The 19,515-nt window shown below is 39.8% G+C and carries 15 protein-coding genes; 11 read left to right on the forward strand and 4 right to left on the reverse strand.

All coding sequences use genetic code 11. The annotated features are described in order from the left end of the window. The first annotated feature begins 115 nt into the window (after positions 1 to 115). The 3 genes from I6F48_RS06585 to I6F48_RS06595 all read left to right on the forward strand — a co-directional run bounded on the left by I6F48_RS06585 (position 116) and on the right by I6F48_RS06595 (position 6,512). Entirely contained in the window at positions 116 to 3,214 is a 3,099-nt protein-coding gene (locus I6F48_RS06585; protein ID WP_197119100.1) for an Ig-like domain-containing protein, read from the forward strand. A gap of 542 nt (positions 3,215 to 3,756) precedes the next feature. Continuing rightward, positions 3,757 to 4,254 carry a (2Fe-2S)-binding protein gene (locus I6F48_RS06590; RefSeq protein WP_165721286.1) on the forward strand — a complete coding sequence of 166 codons (498 nt, stop codon included), beginning with the start codon at positions 3,757 to 3,759 and terminating at the stop codon, positions 4,252 to 4,254. Beyond that, positions 4,251 to 6,512 carry a xanthine dehydrogenase family protein molybdopterin-binding subunit gene (locus I6F48_RS06595; protein ID WP_197119101.1) on the forward strand — a complete coding sequence of 754 codons (2,262 nt, stop codon included), beginning with the start codon at positions 4,251 to 4,253 and terminating at the stop codon, positions 6,510 to 6,512. The genes I6F48_RS06590 and I6F48_RS06595 overlap by 4 nt, the downstream gene beginning before the upstream one ends. A 68-nt stretch (positions 6,513 to 6,580) precedes the next feature. Here the strand turns inward: I6F48_RS06595 and I6F48_RS06600 are convergent, their stop codons facing one another. After that, positions 6,581 to 6,778 carry a CsbD family protein gene (locus I6F48_RS06600; protein WP_007581220.1) on the reverse strand — a complete coding sequence of 66 codons (198 nt, stop codon included), beginning with the start codon at positions 6,776 to 6,778 and terminating at the stop codon, positions 6,581 to 6,583. Between the two features lie 280 nt (positions 6,779 to 7,058). On the opposite strand from I6F48_RS06600, the gene I6F48_RS06605 reads away from it, so the two are divergent. The 4 genes from I6F48_RS06605 to I6F48_RS06620 all read left to right on the forward strand — a co-directional run bounded on the left by I6F48_RS06605 (position 7,059) and on the right by I6F48_RS06620 (position 11,066). Further along, complete coding sequence (locus tag I6F48_RS06605) at positions 7,059 to 7,472, forward strand: group II truncated hemoglobin (protein ID WP_165734702.1); 414 nt, start codon at positions 7,059 to 7,061, stop codon at positions 7,470 to 7,472. An 83-nt stretch (positions 7,473 to 7,555) separates the two neighbouring features. Beyond that, the gene (gene hrpB / locus I6F48_RS06610; RefSeq protein WP_197119102.1) at positions 7,556 to 9,982 is read left to right on the forward strand and encodes an ATP-dependent helicase HrpB; all 2,427 of its coding nucleotides are present in this window, start codon (positions 7,556 to 7,558) and stop codon (positions 9,980 to 9,982) included. Between the two features lie 257 nt (positions 9,983 to 10,239). Beyond that, positions 10,240 to 10,704 carry a nuclear transport factor 2 family protein gene (locus I6F48_RS06615; protein ID WP_165740545.1) on the forward strand — a complete coding sequence of 155 codons (465 nt, stop codon included), beginning with the start codon at positions 10,240 to 10,242 and terminating at the stop codon, positions 10,702 to 10,704. 17 nt (positions 10,705 to 10,721) lie between these two features. Further along, a complete protein-coding gene (locus I6F48_RS06620) occupies positions 10,722 to 11,066 on the forward strand; it encodes a hypothetical protein (RefSeq protein WP_165740546.1) in 345 nt (114 codons plus the stop codon). A gap of 100 nt (positions 11,067 to 11,166) precedes the next feature. On the opposite strand, the gene I6F48_RS06625 is transcribed toward I6F48_RS06620, so the two are convergent. Next, a complete protein-coding gene (locus I6F48_RS06625; protein ID WP_165740547.1) occupies positions 11,167 to 11,991 on the reverse strand; it encodes an alpha/beta hydrolase in 825 nt (274 codons plus the stop codon). Positions 11,992 to 12,023: 32 nt separating this feature from the next. After that, entirely contained in the window at positions 12,024 to 12,239 is a 216-nt protein-coding gene (locus tag I6F48_RS06630; RefSeq protein ID WP_165728509.1) for a hypothetical protein, read from the reverse strand. Positions 12,240 to 12,409: 170 nt separating this feature from the next. Between I6F48_RS06630 and I6F48_RS06635 the strand changes: the two genes are divergently transcribed. The 4 genes from I6F48_RS06635 to I6F48_RS06650 all read left to right on the forward strand — a co-directional run bounded on the left by I6F48_RS06635 (position 12,410) and on the right by I6F48_RS06650 (position 17,675). Next, complete coding sequence (locus I6F48_RS06635) at positions 12,410 to 14,317, forward strand: DUF1800 domain-containing protein (protein WP_197119103.1); 1,908 nt, start codon at positions 12,410 to 12,412, stop codon at positions 14,315 to 14,317. Between the two features lie 9 nt (positions 14,318 to 14,326). Further along, the gene (locus tag I6F48_RS06640; protein ID WP_165740549.1) at positions 14,327 to 15,667 is read left to right on the forward strand and encodes a DUF1501 domain-containing protein; all 1,341 of its coding nucleotides are present in this window, start codon (positions 14,327 to 14,329) and stop codon (positions 15,665 to 15,667) included. A 108-nt stretch (positions 15,668 to 15,775) separates the two neighbouring features. Then, on the forward strand, positions 15,776 to 16,489 hold the full coding sequence (locus I6F48_RS06645; protein ID WP_165728511.1) for a DUF1499 domain-containing protein: 714 nt from the start codon (positions 15,776 to 15,778) through the stop codon (positions 16,487 to 16,489). A 139-nt stretch (positions 16,490 to 16,628) separates the two neighbouring features. Further along, positions 16,629 to 17,675: an NAD(P)-dependent alcohol dehydrogenase gene (locus I6F48_RS06650; RefSeq protein ID WP_165740550.1), complete on the forward strand. Its 1,047-nt coding sequence runs from the start codon at positions 16,629 to 16,631 to the stop codon at positions 17,673 to 17,675. Positions 17,676 to 18,016: 341 nt separating this feature from the next. On the opposite strand, the gene I6F48_RS06655 is transcribed toward I6F48_RS06650, so the two are convergent. Beyond that, positions 18,017 to 19,222: an MFS transporter gene (locus I6F48_RS06655; protein WP_197119104.1), complete on the reverse strand. Its 1,206-nt coding sequence runs from the start codon at positions 19,220 to 19,222 to the stop codon at positions 18,017 to 18,019. Between the last annotated feature and the right edge of the window lie 293 nt (positions 19,223 to 19,515).

Consider the following 19,515-nt stretch of genomic DNA (forward strand, 5'->3'; position numbering starts at 1 on the left):
AAAACTTTGTTAATCGCCTCTTTATTTCCGGTTGGTACTCTATATAATGCCGTGTTAATGGAACGTTGCAGTTGTAGTGACGTGATTAAATAAAGAAATACAAAGGATTATGGAATTGATTAAACTATCTTGCCTTACGTTGCTCATGATGAGCGCGTATTCAGTGAATGCCAATACTCACGCTCAGCCTATAAAAAACACTCAAGAAAATACTTACGGTGATGCTGTTTTAATTAACGATCAAAAAATAAATTTTGATAAAGCTCATTTTGAAAGTTTATCTAAAAAACCTCTACTCGCGCCAATTATAAAAAATAATAGCCTTACTCAAGCTGCCTCAGACGAGGAAAGCATAGAGCTTAGCAGCGTATTTCGTGAATTTTCGTTAGGCAACTCAACAGGTCGAAAAGGCTTGTACGTGGCACCTTTGTCGGGTGTGGGTAGTAAGCACATTATATCCGCCCAAGAGAGCAATTTTAATATTATAGAATATGTGAAAGGTGCGTATGAAGTAACTGCTCGCTACGACTTTGATGACTATATTGAAGATACCACGCTAATTAAAGATACAGTGGCAGATACATACTACTTATATGTTTTAGAAAATAACGCAGTACATAAAGTTAATTTAGTCACTCAAGAGATAGAACTAAGTAAAGAGTTTTATTACCCAAGAGCAGCAGATAAGTTTGATATAAATAACGATGGGCAAGATGGGCTTTTTGTTTATCAAAGCAGTAAGCTTTTTGTTCTTAACTCGCTCGATTTATCTGAAATTGCGGTACTTGAAAACGTACCACAAAACTTTGTGACAGGCTCATTTACTGAGGCTAATGCAAAAGAAGTTTTATTTAGTGATGGTGCGGTATATAGATTCGAAAATTCAGAATTTGTACTGCACAAACAACTTAGTGTAAGTATTAATGGCGAGCATTTAATTGCTGTTGATATTAATAACGACGGCTTAGATGAAGTGATTAATGGGCAAAGTTGGTACAGCATAGAAATGCTAAGCCCAAGCACTGAAAGCATTTTATGGACAGCCCAAAGCGACTTAGATATTGATAAAGTAATAGTTGCAGACATCGATAATGATGGTACCGACGATTTAGTTTACGGCGATGGTCAGTGGGGGAGTTTATATGCGCTTTCACTCACAACAGGCGTTGAGTTCTGGAGTATTAATAATCCAGAGCATGGTGTGTCGGGCATTGTTGTAGATGACCTTAACGGTGATGGTAAGCAAAATATTGCTTGGGGCTCAGGTTATTCTTCGTCAGGTGAAGATGGTTTTTATATTCACAACACGGATGACAAAACTCAACAGTGGGCTAAAGGCATTAAGTACTACTCAAATAAAGCGTTAGCACTTGCTGATATTAATAACAACGGAAGCTTAGATATACTTTATTCCGAGCGTGACAGTAACGCTTTGCATATAGTAGATACACAAACTAATGAAAAAATACTTACAAATATAAGCGTTAATAACGATTGGGATAATAATAATTTAGTTACTACTGCTCAGCTGTTTGATGATGGTAAGAATTATATTATTGCTGGCAGCTCTGCTATATACGATGCGAATGTACAGGTGTTTTCACCTGAAACGGGTGAAGAGCTATTTCAAACATATCTTGGCGACGGAGACTACATTAGTACCTTAACAACGTTAGATATTAATAATGATGGCAAGCTAGAAATAATAGTAGGTAATGGTGCTGAGCATACAGGAAGTGAAGGTACCTTTTTTAAAGTATTAAATGGGCAAACTGGAGAGTTATTAAAGACATCGCCTCGCTTAGGATTTTATTGGGGCGGTATGAGTTCAATAGTAACTGGAAGCTTTCTTAATAACGAAAATATAGATGTGGTTAGTCTCGTTAGTGATTACCTCATTAGTTATGACTACTCTGAAAACACTATATCTAAAGTTGCTTTGGAGCAGAGCTTTAACGGTTTGGTTAACACTGTTATTAATGGAGAAGAAACTTTAGTTGCATCTACCTATAACGGCTCACTTTATAAAGTGGCATTAAATGGGCAGACAACATTAATTAGTGAAGTGTGCCAAAACTCTTTAAATAACATTGTGTCTGTAAGAGCTGGGTTTGTGCAGTATTCGTGTTCAGATCAGTTTGGTGAATATAACCTAGATAGCAATGTGGTTTCATACACTGTTGAGCGTAATAATAATGACAGTTGGTTAGCAACTTCTACGTATAATAATGTTGATTATACCTTGTTGGCAGGTCAGTCATTGGAGGTGTTTTCTAATCAAGTTGCTGAGCCTTTAGCTAAACCTGAAGCTGTAAGCTACTCTGATCATGTTTTAAAAAGCATACAAATAGATTTACCTGTATCAGATGATATTGATTATGTAGTTTTAAATAAGAGACCAACTCTGGGTAGGGTCGAGTTTACCGACAGACAGGCGGGTCTACTAACTTATATACCTTCGGGGACTGTAGGCATTGACGAGCTTAGTTACTACACAGTAAAAGATCGTTCACGTTCAGCGTTATCAAGCTTAACGTTAGAGCTCACAAATACAGCACCAACAGCAAATAATATGACACTGCAAACTCATTGGAGTACACCGCTTAACTTTAATCTAGAAGGTATGGATGAAGACGCTGAGCAATTAGTATTTCAAATTAAAAATTCGCCTGCTCATGGGCAAATTCAGTTAATGGATTCTGCTTTAGGTAGCGTGACCTTTTCACCAAGTGGTGACTCGGTTGAGCCAGTATCAGTTAGCTTTACAGTGAAAGATTCTTTAGTTGAATCTGAGCTTCATAATGTTGTTATTGAACTTACAAATACAGCCCCACAAGCTCAAAATGTAACATATAACACCTCTTATAAGAGTGAAGTGAATGGTCGCTTTTCAGCATTAGATAGCGACAACGATACACTTGAATTTGAAGTGGTAACAGAGCCAAACTCAGGAACTCTAACATTTGAGCCTGATACTGGATTGTTTAAACTAACTCCTACGAGCGAATCCGATCATGTAGTAACGTTTAGCTATGTAGCTAAAGATAAATTTGATAGTTCAGCAGTTCAAACTGTGACTATAAACGTTGAAGGTAAGCAAGCTGCTGCGCTAGCGACTCCATCATCTGATTCAGGCTCTAGCTCAGGTGGCAGTATTTATTACTTACTTACGCTGCTATCAGTGGTTTTATTTGGTAGACGCCGTTTTAATTAGTAGTTAAAAGCTTATTTACACTATCTAAAACCGCCAAATGGCGGTTTTTTATTTATTAATAATCTTTTTAAAATCAACGATTTATTGCTTGCTTTTGTTGTGTGTATTGTACAACCCTAAACTTTGCAAATAAACGATGTGGTTACTTAATACGATTTTTGCTTAAATATATTGTAAGTTTTAACTTGGGTGTTTTTAGGCTTTTATTTAGGGCTGTTTATCTTTCGAGGTTTAACATGCACTGCCCCGAGGATTCTGCATAGGGGCAATTTACGCTTTGTTGTTTACAAACCTACCGCCGCGATTAAATCTCCCCTAGATTGAGTGAACTTCAATCTAAAAAGGTCTGCAGTCCCTAGTCTAATACTAATAATCAGACGTTAATAATTTCAATGTGGTTTAAACGTTCTAATAATTAGTATTTTTATAAAACAGATCTAAGTGGTAGGCTAAAAGTAGTAAGTATAAAATAGTAAGTAATTAAAAATAGTTCTCGCGCAACAAGGAACCCTCCTGTAAAGCGCTTTGCCAAGGAGTTTAGTATGATCACGCTTACCATTAATGGTAATAAACATGAGTTTTCTGGCGATCCGTCAACGCCAGTATTATGGTATCTCCGAGACGAATTGAATTTAACCGGCCCTAAATTTGGCTGTGGTATGGCTCAGTGCGGTGCGTGTACTGTGCATATTGATGGGGTAGCTCAGCGCTCGTGTGTATTACCTGTAGCGGCAGTAGCGGGTCTTTCAATTACAACAATTGAAGGGTTAAGCGAGCAGGGCGACCATCCAGTACAACAAGCATGGGTTGAGCATAAAGTACCGCAGTGTGGTTTTTGCCAGTGCGGTCAAATGATGCAAGCTGCAAGCTTATTAGCTGCCAATCCAAACCCTACCGATGATGAAATAGTAAGTAATATGTCGGGAAATATTTGCCGTTGTGGTACATACCCGCGCATTCATAAAGCAATTAAATCAGCCGCTAAAACAATGGCGAGTGTTCAGTATTTTGACCCAAATGAACAAGGGGAAGAAGTATGAACCAAGATAATAAATATTTTGATTTAAACCGCCGTAAGTTTTTAAAAACTAGCGCAATAGGTGCATTGGTACTTGGTACTTATTTTGTAGGCAGTGCGCCAAGAGCGATTGCGGGTGTGTTAGAGCAGCCATCTGAGCTGGCAAAACGCGCAAACTTATTTATTGCACTGCGCCCAGACGGCATGGTTGAAATAACGTGCCATCGCTCTGAAATGGGTCAGCAAATTCGCACCGCGATTGCACAAATAGTTGCCGATGAAATGGAAGCCGCGTGGGATAAGGTTATTGTTATTCAGGGTAAGGGCGACCCTAAATACGGCGATCAAAATACCGATGGCTCGCGCAGTATTCGCTACAACATGCAGCGCCTGCGTGAAATGGGCGCAAGTGTACGTTACATGATGCAGCACGCTGCCGCTAAGTTTTGGAAAGTTGATCCACAAACCTGTACTGCTAATCAACACGTTGTTACACACAGCTCAGGTAAATCGCTTACTTATAAAGATTTAATCGACTTAGCGCTTACAATAACGCCACCAGAAGCTGACAAACTAACGCTTAAAACACGCAAAGAATGGCGTTACATTAATACCGGCATGGCGCACATAGATTTAGCCGATTTAGTAACAGGTAAAGCTATATTTGCAGCCGATGTACGCGAACCACAAGCGCTGGTGGCTATAATTGAACGCCCGCCGGTAGTCGGCGGTGTTGTTAAGTCGTTTGATGCCAGTGCTACAAAAGCGATAAACGGCGTTATAGATGTTATTGAAATACCTGCACCAAAAGGCGCACCGCAGTTTCAGCCAAAAGGTGGCATTGCGATTATAGCTAAAAACACATGGGCTGCATGGCAAGGGCGTAAAGCATTAAAAGTGGTGTGGGATGATGGCAAAAATGGCGATTACAATTCAGAAGAATTTAAAAAGTCATTACTAAAAACAGTACAAACTCCACAGGCAAACATACGTGATAAAGGCGATGCCATGGGCGTGTTGGCTAAATCGAGCAATAAATTGGTAGCTGATTATTACGCGCCGCACCTTGCTCAAGCCCCAATGGAGCCGCCTTGTGCAACAGCTATGTACAACAAAGACAGTGTTGATATATGGGCTGCTACGCAAAATCCACAAGCCGATATGAAAACAGTGGCGGCAATGCTTGGCATGGATGAGAGCAAAATTAATGTTCACGTTACCATGTTAGGAGGCGGCTTTGGGCGTAAGTCAAAACCTGATTTTTCAGCAGAAGCAGCTTATCTTTCAATGAAAGTAGGCAAGCCTATTCGTGTGCAATGGACGCGTGAAGACGACATACAACATGGTTTTTACCATGCAGTTTCGGCTCAGCACATTGAAGCATCGCTAGATAAAAATGGCGCTATAGAATCGTATTTACACCGTACCGCGTTTTCACCGATCACCTCTACCTTTTCAGAAGGGGCGACTACGCCAGGGAGCTTTGAACTGCGCTTAGGGTTTACCGACAACCCAATTAACACACCTAACATGAAGTTAGAAAACGGTGATGCGCAAGCCAAAGCACGAATTGGTTGGATGCGTTCTGTATCAAATATTTTTCATGCCTTTGCTATTCAGTCATTTATTGGCGAAGCAGCGCACAAAGCCGGTCGCGACCAAAAAGACTATTTATTAGAAACGATAGGTCCAAGCCGAATCCTTGATGTAACTGAGCAAAATGCCACATACGATAATTATGGCGGCGATAAAGCGGTTTATCCTTTAGATATTGGCAGACTGCGCCATGTTATTGAAAAGGTTGCTGACATGAGTAAGTGGGGGCGAGAGCTTCCTAAAGGGCGAGGTTTAGGTATAGCAGCGCATAGAAGCTTTTTAACTTACGTAGCGACAGTAGTTGAAGTAGAAGTGTCGGATACTGGCGATTTAAAAGTAATTAAATCGTGGGTTGCCATTGATGCGGGCACGGTTGTAAATACCGACACCGTTAAAAATCAAACCCAAGGTGGCTCTATTTACGGTATTACCACTGCAATTAGTGACGGTATTACCTTTGATAAAGGGCGTGTACAGCAAAGTAACTTTCATGATTATCGCGTACCGCGTATGAGCGACGCACCTCTTGAGATTGACGTTGAAATTGTACAAAGCGATGCACCACCAGCAGGGGTAGGTGAGCCATCTACACCAGTTTATGCGCCAGCATTATGTAATGCTATTTTTGCAGCATGCGGAAAGCGCATTAGGCAGTTACCGATTGGTAACCAATTAAAAGCGTAGCTAAATAACCTACAGCTTAAACAAAAAAACCGCCAAATGGCGGTTTTTTTAAAAGCGGTTAACGCGGTTTAACGACCTTTTTCAAACTCATCAACTTCACGCTCTGCTTCTTCTTTAGATTTACCGTATTGCTGCTGAATTTTACCAACTAGCTCTGTACGGCTACCTTCAATTTTATCTAAATCGTCGTTGGTAAGATCGCCCCATTTTTGTTGAGCCTTACCTTTAAGTTCTTTCCAATTACCTTCGATACGATCGCTGTTCATAAGTTTATCCTTACTTTAGGTTAGTGAATTAACTGTCAGTTATAAAGTAGCAAGCCTTGTACCAAGGAATAATAATGGTTTTATTGTTTTTATTATCAGTTGGTTATATTTTTATGTTGAGCGATTTTGTTTTTAATATTGCGCTATTTATTAAAAAATATACATAGCAGCCTGTAATTATTGCTGACATAAGTTACGCCGCTTTGATGTAACTCATTCTTAAATTTTTGTTTTAAGCTAATATGCAGGTATTAAACAAAGTAGTTAACCTGAGTGAGTTATGAATACAAAAACGTGTGAATACGGAGTGGATGACTGCTCATACAAAATGGCAGGTGAGTTAGCAGGTATTACACAATTGGTGAATGCGTTTTACGATAATATGGACGCTTTAAAAGAGGCTGAAAATATAAGGAGTATGCATTCAAAAGATTTATCAGCATCACGTAAAAAGCTCGCTTACTTTTTGTCGGGCTGGTTAGGTGGTCCTAAATTATACGCTGAACATTTTGGCAGTATTAACATTCCTCAAGCGCATAAACATTTACATGTAGGAATTGAGCAAAGTGATGCATGGCTTTTATGCATGCAAAAAGCGGTTGATGAGCAACCTTACGAAGCCTCATTTAAAATTTACTTAATGGATCAATTACGAGTGCCTGCAGATCGAATTAGAATGGTGTCGGGTAGCTAATAGCAATTATTAATAAATATCAGCCGCAGCTAGGCTTTGGTTTTTTGTTACAATGCCTGCAAAGCAATTTAGGGTAAATAGCTGTGCTGCCGGTTCAAGACATATATCAACAACTCGTTACTACATTACAAAGTAATCCTATTACGTTATTACAAGCGCCGCCTGGTGCTGGTAAGTCTACGTGGTTACCACTACAACTTATGCGCGACGGGCATTTTAAACGCATTGTAATGCTAGAGCCACGCCGTTTAGCCGCGCGCAATATTGCCAGTTACTTAGCAAAGTGCCAAAACGAGAGTGTTGGGCAAAGTGTGGGTTTGCGGATTAGAGGCGAGAGTAAAGTCAGCGCTAATACGCGCCTTGAAATAGTAACCGAAGGCATGCTTACACGCATGCTGCAAAACGACCCCGAATTAAGCGATATAGATTTACTTATATTTGATGAATTTCATGAACGTTCAATTGCAGCCGATACCTCACTTGCCTTTGCGCTCGAGACCCAAAGTGCACTGCGTGAAGACTTAACCATCATGCTTATGTCGGCAACGCTAGATACTGAGCGTTACACTGCGTTTTTTGATTGCCCTGTAATTCAATCGAGCGGTCGCAGTTACCCAATAGACGAAGTCTACATACCCATAAAAGATGAAAGCCGCTGGCTTGATGCAATTCCTAGCATAATAAAACAAGCGCTTAATGAGCAAACAGGCAGTGCATTGGTATTTTTACCCGGGCAATTTGAAATACTACGGGTGCAGCAAGCACTTAGCGATTTACCCAGTAACTGCACTGTAGCAACGCTATTTGGCGAGCAAGATAAAGCCAATCAGCAAGCCGCTATTGCTCCTGCACCAAACGGTATGCGCAAAGTCGTGCTTACCACCAATGTAGCCGAAACCAGTTTAACTATTGAAGGCATACGCATTGTAATTGACAGCGGCAAGCGCCGTGCAGCGACCTTTAATTTAAAAACAGGGGTTACAGAGCTCACAACACAAAGTATATCGCGCTCCTCAGCTGTGCAGCGTGCAGGGCGTGCAGGGCGAATAGAGCCGGGCATTGTATATAGGCTGGGCTCTAAGCAAACCTTTGAGCGACGTAATAGCCACGACAATCCCGAAATACTCATATCAGACATAAGCCAACTTATGCTTGAGGCAAAGCAATGGGGAGCCAGTATTGATGAGCTAACCCTACTTGATAAGCCTACTGAGCAACAATGCGAGCAAGCAAGTAACCTGCTCAACATGCTTGAAGCTATTGATAGCAAAGGTAAGCTCACACCACTTGGCAGTAAAATGTTAGGTTTTGGTGCTGATATTCGTTTGGCGCATATGCTATTAAAAGCACAAATACTTGATGACCAACTCCCTGGTATTTTTAGGCTCGCTATTTATTTAGTGGCATTACTTGAGAGTAGAGTAAACAGTGCAAACGAGTTGAGTTTAGCGTTGCATAGCCAACAGCAACGACCACATCCGGTATTTAAGCAGCAGTTAAAATATTGGCAAAGCCGCTTAAAAGTAAAAGACGAAAACAGCGAATTAAATACGCATTATATAAGTTTGCTGGTGGCATTGGCGTACCCCGATCGCATCGCTAAAAAACGCGGTAATGGTTACCTACTTGCCAATGGTGCAGGTGCTGAGTTAAATGCCGATTACTGGCACAACGACGATTACTTAGCTATAGCAACCATGGGCGGGCACAAAGGAGGGCGTATATTTGCAGCCACCGCGCTTAACCCATTTGAGTTACAAGAATTTTTACCGCATTTATTTAGTGAACTTACTCGTTGTGAGTTTGATGAAAAATCAGCGCGCTTTATTCATCAAGATGAAGTAAAGCTCGGGGCTATAACGCTCAGCAGCCAGCCTAGTAAACAAAAACTAGATAAGAGCGAGCGTGCTAAAGCGTGGCTAAACTTATTTGCTAAACACGGTTTTGCATTATTTAACGAGCAACCTGATGCGCAGCAATTGCTGATACGTATGAGCTTAGCAAGTAATTTATTACCCGATAAATTCCCAAAAACAAATGAGCAACAACTCATTCAAAATGCAGCGCAGTGGCTAAGCGTGTTTTTAGAAGATATTAAAACGCTCACGCAGCTTAAAAAGTTTAACTACTTTGAAGCATTACAAAACTGTTTTGATTGGCAACAACAAACAGCTTTAAAAGCACTGTTACCACTGCGCTTAACGGTGCCAAGTGGCTCAAATATAAAAATTGAATACCAGCTTGATGGCCCCGCAAAGCTAAGCGTGCGTATGCAAGAAGTTTACGGCTTGACCAGTACGCCTATGCTTGCCAACGGTAAACTGCCACTGCTTATGGAGCTGCTATCGCCAGGTAAACGCTCATTGCAACTTACTCAAGATTTAGCCCACTTTTGGGCTAGCAGTTACCGCGATGTGCAAAAGGAAATGAAAGGTCGTTACCCTAAGCATTTTTGGCCAGACGACCCAGCCAACAGCGTTGCAACGAATAGAGTAAAGAGCAAAATGTAGATTTTATACCAATTTTATTAAAAACATGATCATTTTATCGTATTAAATAGCGCACTCACTGCGTTAAAAATTATTCATATAGAACAACTATATGTCGTAATTTTTGCCTTGTTATTACGCTATTTTCTTAGCGCTATAATGAACATTAATTTAATGCAATTGGTATTAATTACTTAAAGTTACTTGTTTTATTATTGAGCGCATTAATATAGTGTACCTGTAAATAAATCAATATTTTTAACTACAGGGAATAAGTAATGAGGCTACTTTTAACGTTAGGTTTGGCTTTGGTAACTGCTTTTTCGGCGTATGCAGAAAAGCCACTCGACTTAAATGCGTTTGCGCAGCAGTACTATAAAACAATGACCGCGACACAAGCACCTAACGCAGGTACTAAAGAGCTCGAGGCTTACCTTGCATTGTTAACTGATGATATTGGTAATCAGCATATTCCGTATCAACCCGATGACTCACGTACTCCTGATGGTAAAAAGCAAATGCGCAAAGGCATGAGCTTTTACTTAGGTGCGCACACGTTGTTTGAAAGCACACTGCTTAATACATTTGTGTTTAACGATACAGGCTTTGCTATTCGTTATAAAAACTTTGTAAAAGGTATTCATCCGCAAAATAAGCAGCCAATAGAATATACATCAGTAATGATGGAAGTAATCGAAATTGAAAACGGCAAAGTGGCGATGATCCGCAAGTACCACGAATAACTAATAAGGATATATTTATGAAACATTTACTTATCGCATTATCAATATTGATGCTTAGTGCATGCACTAGTACAAAAAGTGATTTTAGGTTTGATGGCTCCACGCCTGAATCAACTCAAATGGGAGTTAATAAAGTTTTAAAGACATTAAAACCTCAAGATTCAATGCACTTTTTAGGTGCCTTAATCTCAATTCAATTTTCTGATGTGCAAGGCGTAGAAGATATTATGGGCGACCCGACCATGATGGGCGAAATGAATTACTTTATTATTGGCAAAAAAATAGATGGTTTAAATTATTATGAAGTATTGGATCTTGCGAGTTCATCTTCATCAAAAGTAGAGTTTTCTGTAGAAGAGTAATTTTATTTTGTTAGTTACAATATAGTTTTACGCCAATGATGCAGTGCATTATTGGCGTTTTTATATATGAAGTTATTTATATTTAACTATTCATACTTAACTATTCGGGATGATAGTTCATTTTTTTAAAAGCATCGTATACCGCTAAATGTAGTGTTTCAGTGTGATCTAGGTTTTCAAAATAGCCAAATTGTACTTGGCTTTTACTACTAAGAATAGGCGCTACTTTTTTATGTAATTGCTTTGCTAAACCTTCCATTAGCTCACCTTCTTTACCCACTCCAATATAAACCGATTGAGGAAAGGTAGTTGGCTCAAAAGGGCCATTTAGTAATTCATTATCGGCCCACCATAGGCTTGGGCTAATTATTACGTAATGATTAAACATTGCAGGGTGATTAAACAAAATATCGGTAGCTAATAGGCCGCCTAACGACTGACCAATTAAAGTGTTTGTTGAGTTGGTATGGTAAGTTTTATTGATCAGTGGGCGTAGTTCGTCGTTTATAAAACTAATGAACTTTTTTGAGCCACCATGCGTTGGTAAACCTTTTAAATCGAGAGCGTTATTACTCGGTGATGTAAAATCGTGTTTGCGGTCGATATTTTCTATACCCACAACAATGGCTTCGGGTATATGATTTATCCACGAAAAAGAGGCAAACTGTACGAGTCCTGCAATATGAATAAAGTCTTCATCTTTTGAGCCATCGAGTAAGTAAATAACAGGGTAACGCTTATCGCTTGATTGCTCATAACTATTAGGCAAGTAAACATTTATAGTGCGTTGCTGCTCAAGCGTGGTTGATTTAAAGGTAAAGGTTTCACCAATACTAAAAGGTTTTGTTTTAATCGGTTCAGCATGGCTTAATAAGCTAAAAGCTAAATATATTACTGTAAATAAACTTAACACTTTATTTTTCATTAGATTGCCTTTAGTTATTGTTATTACTTAATTTAAACTTCTTTTCCGCCATGCTTTTCTGCTAGGTCGTCGAGCTCGGCTAAGGTGTAATCAAAACCACTTTCGTCGTATTCGTATGTCACTTTTACACTATCGCCGCCATTAAAAAGTCGTGTTTTTACATCGTTAACCGGCCAGTCTTTCAGCTCGTGTAAAAACCGGTTAGCAACTTGTGAAGATTCAAAACAATAGCGAATTTCTGTTTTCATAAATAATAAAGCTCTGGCTGTTTACCCCTGCAGCTAGTGCATTATTAATGGGGCGTTCATGATTCGGTTACAAAAAATAAAGAGTTAAATTGTAAATTTTGTGTTTCAATAAATGCATCAAACTCGGTACACACTAACGTACTTTAATTAACAAATGATGACGACTTTACATGCATTATAAATTTGCTCTGATCGCAAGCTCTGTTTTTATACTAAGCGCTTGCGGTGGTTCAGGCTCAGATGATACGCCAACCGTTAACGGAAATAAAATCCCCATTTTGTCAGTCGCTGATATTCCTAGTGAATTAAGTAAGGGCCAAACAATTGAGCTAACAGCAACAGCCAGTGATAAAGACGGCACTATTACATCGGTTGTATGGCAACAAACGCAAGGGCCTGAACTAATTAGCGGGCCTTTAGAGGCAGTAACCACCTCAGTAACACTGCTAAATGCGCAAAGTTATAAGCCTGTTAATTACGCTTTTTCGGTCACAGCAACCGACAATGAAGGAGCAAGCAGTGTAAAAACGCTGAGCTTTATAGCGCGCAATAATATGGATGAGATTAGCGCCGCACGGTTACTACACCAAGCAACAATGGGGCCTAAGCTTAGTGAAATACAAAACGCACAAGGTTTAAGCGAGCAGCAATGGCTTGATAAACAAATAGCGCTACCTATTAATTATCACCGTGATTATTTAGTAAAGCTAAATGACGATGACGACTTTAAATACATAAGCCGCATAGATGCATGGTGGAAAGCAGTAATGCAAAGTGACGATCAACTCCGTCAACGTGTTGCATTTGCGTTAAGTGAAATATTAGTGGTGTCGGATGAGAACAGTGCCTTAAGAGGGCAACCTGAGGGCATGATCACTTATTACGATTTATTACTAAAGCATGCCTTTGGTAATTATCGTGACTTACTCGAAGATGTCACGCTTTCGCCTATTATGGGAACTTATTTAAGCCATTTGGGTAACGAAAAAGCAGACGATACACTTAATATTCGCCCAGACGAAAATTACGCACGTGAAGTAATGCAGTTATTTACTATTGGCCTTGAAGAACTAAATCTAGATGGCAGCGCCAAGCTTGATGCACAAGGTAATACCATTGCCACTTACGGACAGGTAGAAATAGAGGGTTTTGCACGCGTATTTACTGGTTGGACGTTTGCCGATAGTGAAACATTTAAGCGTAAAAGTCGTGATTATATTAAGCCAATGGAAGCATTTGACGAGTACCATTCTAGTAAACAAAAAACCTTACTAAACGGTGAGGTTATACCACAAGGTTATGCAGCAGAAGAGTCATTGCAAATAGCGCTCGATAATTTATTTAATCATCAAAATGTTGCGCCGTTTATTAGCAAACAGCTTATTCAGCGATTAATTACCTCAAACCCAACCCCCCAATATGTTGAGCGAGTAGCTAATGTATTTATTGATAACGGCGCTGGTGTACGCGGCGATTTAGCGGCGGTAGTAAAGGCTATTTATTTAGATGATGAAGCGCGGCATTTTGGCTCAGTGCTTAATTACCAAGGTAAAATTAAAGAGCCTATTTTAAAAACTGTACAGTTTTGGCGAAATCTCGATGCTAAATCGCCAGCGGGTTATTATAAAACATGGAATTTAATAAATAGCTACGGACAAGGACCCATGCAATCGGCTTCAGTATTTAACTTTTTTAGGCCTGATTATCAAACCGCAGCTTTGCGAAGTGAAGGTATTGTTGCACCAGAATTACAAATAGCAAACGACGCAACACTGATTGGCACCATGAACGTGCTTTACGCAAGCTTAGTATGGAGTACCGCAGAAGCGCGCAGTGATTTAAATTCAAATAGTATTTATATTTATGTTCAAGACGACATGAATTTTTTAGAGAAAAACGGTGTTAGCGCGCTATTAGCTCAGTACAACACGTTATATTTTGCAGGCGCAATGAGCAGTGACACGCGCCAAGCGTTACTTGATTTAGATGCCTATTTTAATGAAGAGCAATACCGTGAACGGGTTTCGTATTTATTATATATGATTGCTATTTCACCTGAATTTAACGTGCAGTATTAGGAGCGCATAATGAGCATTAATAGAAGAGAGTTTTTGTCGTTATGTGTAAAAGGCAGTGTATCGGCTGCCGCGTTAACGAGCCTGCAATTACAAGCATTAACTGGAGCGACTAATGCAGTTGAGCTAGGTGATTACAAAGCATTAGTGTGTGTGTATTTATACGGAGGGAATGATTCGTTAAATATGCTAGTTCCGCTTGAAGGCGAGCAACGTAGTGTTTACGAGCAAAGTAGGCAGAACCTAGCGGTAGAGAGCCCACTTGAGTTAAATATTAAAAGCCAGTTTGCCGGTGGAGTCGGTATTCATCCTTCACTTGAACCTATACAAAATGTGTTTGAATCTCAAAATTTAGCATTTATAGGTGGGGTAGGTACTTTACTCGCTCCCACAACATTGAGTGACTATAAAAATAAAACAATAGGTTTGCCTAAGCATTTGTTCTCGCATAACGATCAGCAAGCTGCATGGATGTATGGTCGAGAAAAACAATCACTTAATAGCGGGTGGGGCGCACGACTTTTAGAACGTTTAGAGCTACAAGATGAGTTTGCAGCTAATGTATCACTCGACGGTACTAATTTATGGCAAACGGGAAGTGCTAGCAATGCATTTGCGCTTAACAAAAGTGGCATTAGTAGTATTAACGCGTTTGGAGGGTATCAACCTCGTAGCGAGCACGTAACTTCTATTATGAACCGCTTACTAGGCAATACGAGCCATCCGTTAAGTACAGCTTATGCCAATGGCTTAACAAGTGCGATAAATAACACTCAAGCAATGAACAGCGCGTTAGAAAGCGCGCCTGCACTTATTACCCCATTTAGCGATAATAGCCTTAGTGAGCAATTTGCAGCAGTAGCTAAAACAATTAGCGTACAGGCAAAATTGAGCACTCAGCGCCAAGTGTTTTTTGTTTCTATGGGGGGGTATGATACGCACGATAACCAATTAACAACGCACCCTGCTTTATTAAATACGTTAGCTCAAGGGTTAAGTGAATTTGATAGCGCGATGAAAGAGCTTGATATGGCAGATAAAGTGACTGCGTTTACTATGTCTGATTTTGGTCGCACGTTGACCTCAAATGGCGATGGCACTGACCATGGTTGGGCAGGAAACCAAATAGTAATGGGCGGCGCAGTAAAAGGCGGCAATATATATGGCGAGCTACTAACTCAACATTTGGATGGCCCACAAGATACCGGTGGCGGGCGTTTAATTCCAAGTGTTGCTAATGAGCAGTACTTTGCCACATTGGCTCAGTGGTTTGGTGTGCCAAGCTCTGAGCTTGTTGATATTTTTCCAAACTTGAGTAACTTTGATCACACAACATTGGACTTTTTTGTGTAATTAGTCGCTAATAGTAATCTAAAAGCACTTGTTAGTAGTATAAGCTACTGGTTAATAGTGCTTATCTGTTTTAATAATAAAAATCACACACAATATAGGAATCATAAAATGAAAGTTTTAGTGAGCTTAGTTAGTTTAATCGCTTTTTTACTCGTCATACTGCCAGGGCCTTTGTATAAATTTGGTATTGTAGAATTAGGTGTTGCGTTTACGGGGTTTAAATTTGGCGTTTATGCTGGTGGCGCTGCATTGGTGCTACTTATAGTACAAGCGTTATTTATGCGTAAAACGTTAACGCTAAGCAGTGGTGTTATTGCACTTATATTTTCGGTTGTGGCTATTGCTATGCCACTTAATATGATGAACAAGGCTGAAGGTGTACCGGCAATTCATGACATTTCAACTGATTTAGTTAATCCACCAAAATTTGTAGCAATTGCACCACTACGTGCAAATGCATCTAACCCAGTAGAATACGCGGGTGAAGAAACGGCAGTACAGCAACGCAAAGCATACCCTGAGCTGGTAACGTTAAGCTTTGCACAATCTAAAGCCGATTTAATGACAGCAAGCGAACAAGCAGTTAAAAATCTTGGCTTTGCAGTGGTAAGTGCAAATACGGCTACAGGTATTGTGGAAGCTACCGATACAACAACGTGGTTTGGTTTTAAAGACGATGTGGTAATTCGTATTAAAGATGAAGGCAGCCAACGTTTTGTTGATATTCGTAGTAAGTCGCGAGTAGGGCGTAGTGATTTAGGAAAAAATGCAGAGCGCATTCATTCAATTATTAATGAACTAAACACCTTACTTGAAAAATAAAACGACTTAACCTGTATTAGGTTATTAGCGTATTAAAGCCCAACATTGTTGGGCTTTTTTGTTTTTAGCGTCAGTTTGTATTCACGACAACTGCGTTAGGGTTATTAAAATTTAAATTTTTAACCACTATGGAGTTATTATGAAAACAGTAGGATATGCAGCAAAAAGCCAAGGTTCTGAGCTGACAGAATTTTCTTTTGAGCGCCGCGATTTACGAAATAACGATGTAGAAATTGAAATTTTATACTGTGGTGTGTGCCATTCAGATTTACACGCCGTACGAAATGATTGGGGTGGCAGTGACTACCCATTAGTACCCGGGCATGAAATTGTTGGTAAAGTTATGTCGGTAGGTAGCGACGTTAAAAAATATAAGCAAGGTGATACTGTTGGCGTGGGCTGCATGGTTGATTCATGCAAAAGTTGCGATCAGTGCGACAACAACGAAGAGCAATTTTGCCGAGAGGGTATGGTTGGCACTTATGCAGGTAAAGATAGAGAAACCGGCGAAATGACCCAAGGCGGTTATTCTAAAAGTGTGGTTGTACGAGAAGAGTTCGTACTTTTAATTCCAGAGAATTTAGAGCTTTCGCGCGTTGCACCACTATTATGTGCAGGTATTACTACGTATTCTCCACTTCATAAATGGGGTGTTAAAAAAGGCAGCCGTGTTGCAGTTGTTGGCCTCGGTGGCTTAGGACACATGGCGGTTAAAAATGCCGTAGCGATGGGTGCAATTGTTACTGTTGTTGGCCGTAGTGAGTCTAAAAAAGATGATGCGGTTAAATTGGGTGCTCAGCACTACTTAGTGTCATCTAATGATGACGAAATGAAAGACTCGCAATCTGCCTTTGACGTCATTATAGATACGGTACCTGTAAAACATGATTTATCTATTTACACACCACTACTTGATGTGGATGGTACTTTAGTTATTGTAGGCCAAGTTGGCCCTGTAGATGAGCTAAGCACGGTACCATTATTAATGGGTCGCCGTCGTATTGCAGGCTCACTTATTGGTGGTATTGCAGAGACGCAACAAATGCTCGACTTTTGTGGTGAAAATAACGTGCTACCTGAGTGCGAAATGATCAATATTGACGAAATTAACACAGCATATGAGCGTATGGAACGCTCTGACGTACGATACCGCTTTGTTATTGATATGGCATCGTTAAACGCTTAATTTACTGGGGCCTGTTTATCTTTCGAGGTTAAATTTGCAGCAGGCTGTTTGGTATTTAGGCAAGGCAGAGCCTATGTAGTGTGGTTATTCCCCGTAAGTAGGCGATAACGCAGCATAAATGCCAAACATGCGCTGCCCTTTGGGTTCTTTCTAGGGGCAATTTACTCTTTGTTGCTCGGTTTTTACTTAGCCCACTAGGTTACAAACCTCACGCCGCGATTAAATCGCCCCTAGATTGAACAAATTTTAATCCTGAAAGGTCAACAGGCCCTAGGTAAATTAAAAATAAAAGAGCCGCTAATTAGCGGCTCTTTTGTATTTTAAATTAACCAGAACTCAAGTTAATTAGCTGCTTGCGCTGTTGGTTGCTGTTTATTTAGTTGTAAGTAACTTAGTAGCCACATACCCAAACCACCTAAAAATAATGCAGCTGCTACGTAACCTGTTTGATTAGGTGCAGCACCCTGTGCTATTGCAATTCCACCGACCCAAGGGCCTATAGCATTGGCAGTATTAAATGCGCACTGTACAAGAGCACCAATCATAGCGTGGCCTTCGGGTGCAACGTCCATTAAAAGCGTTTGAATCAGCGTAGCCAAGCCCACACTGCAACCAATAAAGAAAATCACTGCATAAAGAGCCCAAATATTATGGCTTGCCGTTACATAAGCAAAGGCAAATACAATGGTACATACAAGCGTCAGGCCAGTCGTTTTAATTGCTGATTTATCGGCAGCTTTACCCAGTACATAGTTACCGAGCGTACAACCAATACCAAACATTACCATTGCGATAGAAATAGTATATGGGGCTGTTTTTGTTACCACTAAGATGGTGTCGGCAATGTAAGTATAAATACAAAACACCCCGCCAAAGCCAATAATTACAATACCCAAAATAGACCAAACCAGTTTGTTTTTAAGTACGCCAAACTCGTTTAGTAAGTTAGAAGACTTAGCGTTATCTATATTTGGAACTACTTTGTAAACAAAAATAAAAGCAATAAATGCAAGCACTGCAGCGCCGGCTAAACAGTACCGCCAACTAAGGTTTTGACCCACAAGTGTTACAACAGGCACACCAACAATAGTGGCCACAGTTAAACCCATAAACACCTTAGACATAAAGCTAGCACGCTTACCTTTTGGGGCAATATCCGATGCTAATAAAATAGCCGCGCCAAAATATGCACCATGAGGTAAACCACTTAAAAATCTAAATATTACAAGTTGCTCAAGCGACGTTGCCATCGCGCTTAATCCGTTTGAGACAAACATTAAGCTTATAAATATGAGCAATGCTTTGCGCTTTCTCATATTAGCAGTGGTAAGCATTAAAATAGGGGCACCCACTACAACACCAATGGCGTAAGCACTAATTGCATAGCCACTTTGTGATGGCGTTGAGCCAAATGTTTCGCTAATTAGTGGCAGCATAGGCATCATCGAAAACTCAGATAATCCTAAAATAAATGTGCCTAGCGCTAATACGAGTAAAATAGCGGTTCTGTTAAGTTGACTAGATGCCGACGTTACATCTGATGTCATAGATGATCCCTTAAGGTTTAATTTTAAAAATGAAACTGCACAATAGATCTTGAATAGGACATATTATGTGTATGCTTAAATTTTGGTGTGAGAGGGTAGTCTGTGAGGGCGCTATTTTAAGTTAAAAAAAGTACAGAGTCATGCATAAATTAGTGGTTTTATTAGGTTTTTAAAATGTTAATTAGAAGAAAATACTACTTAACATTTATAAAATAAAAAAACTATTTATAAAGCATATATATATAAGATATTAAATATTAGCCGAAAGGTTATTTAAAGCTTATATTTACAGT

The sequence above is a fragment of the Pseudoalteromonas sp. SWYJ118 genome (assembly GCF_015864505.1).
Lineage (GTDB): Bacteria > Pseudomonadota > Gammaproteobacteria > Enterobacterales > Alteromonadaceae > Pseudoalteromonas > Pseudoalteromonas arctica.

What these genes read in the sequence shown, in the direction of transcription:
- I6F48_RS06590 (WP_165721286.1), top strand. Translation starts at nt 3,757, where the DNA reads ATGATCACGCTTACCATTAATGGTAATAAACATGAGTTTTCTGGCGAT.
- I6F48_RS06595 (WP_197119101.1), top strand. Translation starts at nt 4,251, where the DNA reads ATGAACCAAGATAATAAATATTTTGATTTAAACCGCCGTAAGTTTTTA.
- I6F48_RS06600 (WP_007581220.1), bottom strand. Translation starts at nt 6,778, where the DNA reads ATGAACAGCGATCGTATCGAAGGTAATTGGAAAGAACTTAAAGGTAAG.
- I6F48_RS06605 (WP_165734702.1), top strand. Translation starts at nt 7,059, where the DNA reads ATGAATACAAAAACGTGTGAATACGGAGTGGATGACTGCTCATACAAA.
- I6F48_RS06615 (WP_165740545.1), top strand. Translation starts at nt 10,240, where the DNA reads ATGAGGCTACTTTTAACGTTAGGTTTGGCTTTGGTAACTGCTTTTTCG.
- I6F48_RS06620 (WP_165740546.1), top strand. Translation starts at nt 10,722, where the DNA reads ATGAAACATTTACTTATCGCATTATCAATATTGATGCTTAGTGCATGC.
- I6F48_RS06625 (WP_165740547.1), bottom strand. Translation starts at nt 11,991, where the DNA reads ATGAAAAATAAAGTGTTAAGTTTATTTACAGTAATATATTTAGCTTTT.
- I6F48_RS06630 (WP_165728509.1), bottom strand. Translation starts at nt 12,239, where the DNA reads ATGAAAACAGAAATTCGCTATTGTTTTGAATCTTCACAAGTTGCTAAC.
- I6F48_RS06635 (WP_197119103.1), top strand. Translation starts at nt 12,410, where the DNA reads ATGCATTATAAATTTGCTCTGATCGCAAGCTCTGTTTTTATACTAAGC.
- I6F48_RS06640 (WP_165740549.1), top strand. Translation starts at nt 14,327, where the DNA reads ATGAGCATTAATAGAAGAGAGTTTTTGTCGTTATGTGTAAAAGGCAGT.
- I6F48_RS06645 (WP_165728511.1), top strand. Translation starts at nt 15,776, where the DNA reads ATGAAAGTTTTAGTGAGCTTAGTTAGTTTAATCGCTTTTTTACTCGTC.
- I6F48_RS06650 (WP_165740550.1), top strand. Translation starts at nt 16,629, where the DNA reads ATGAAAACAGTAGGATATGCAGCAAAAAGCCAAGGTTCTGAGCTGACA.
- I6F48_RS06655 (WP_197119104.1), bottom strand. Translation starts at nt 19,222, where the DNA reads ATGACATCAGATGTAACGTCGGCATCTAGTCAACTTAACAGAACCGCT.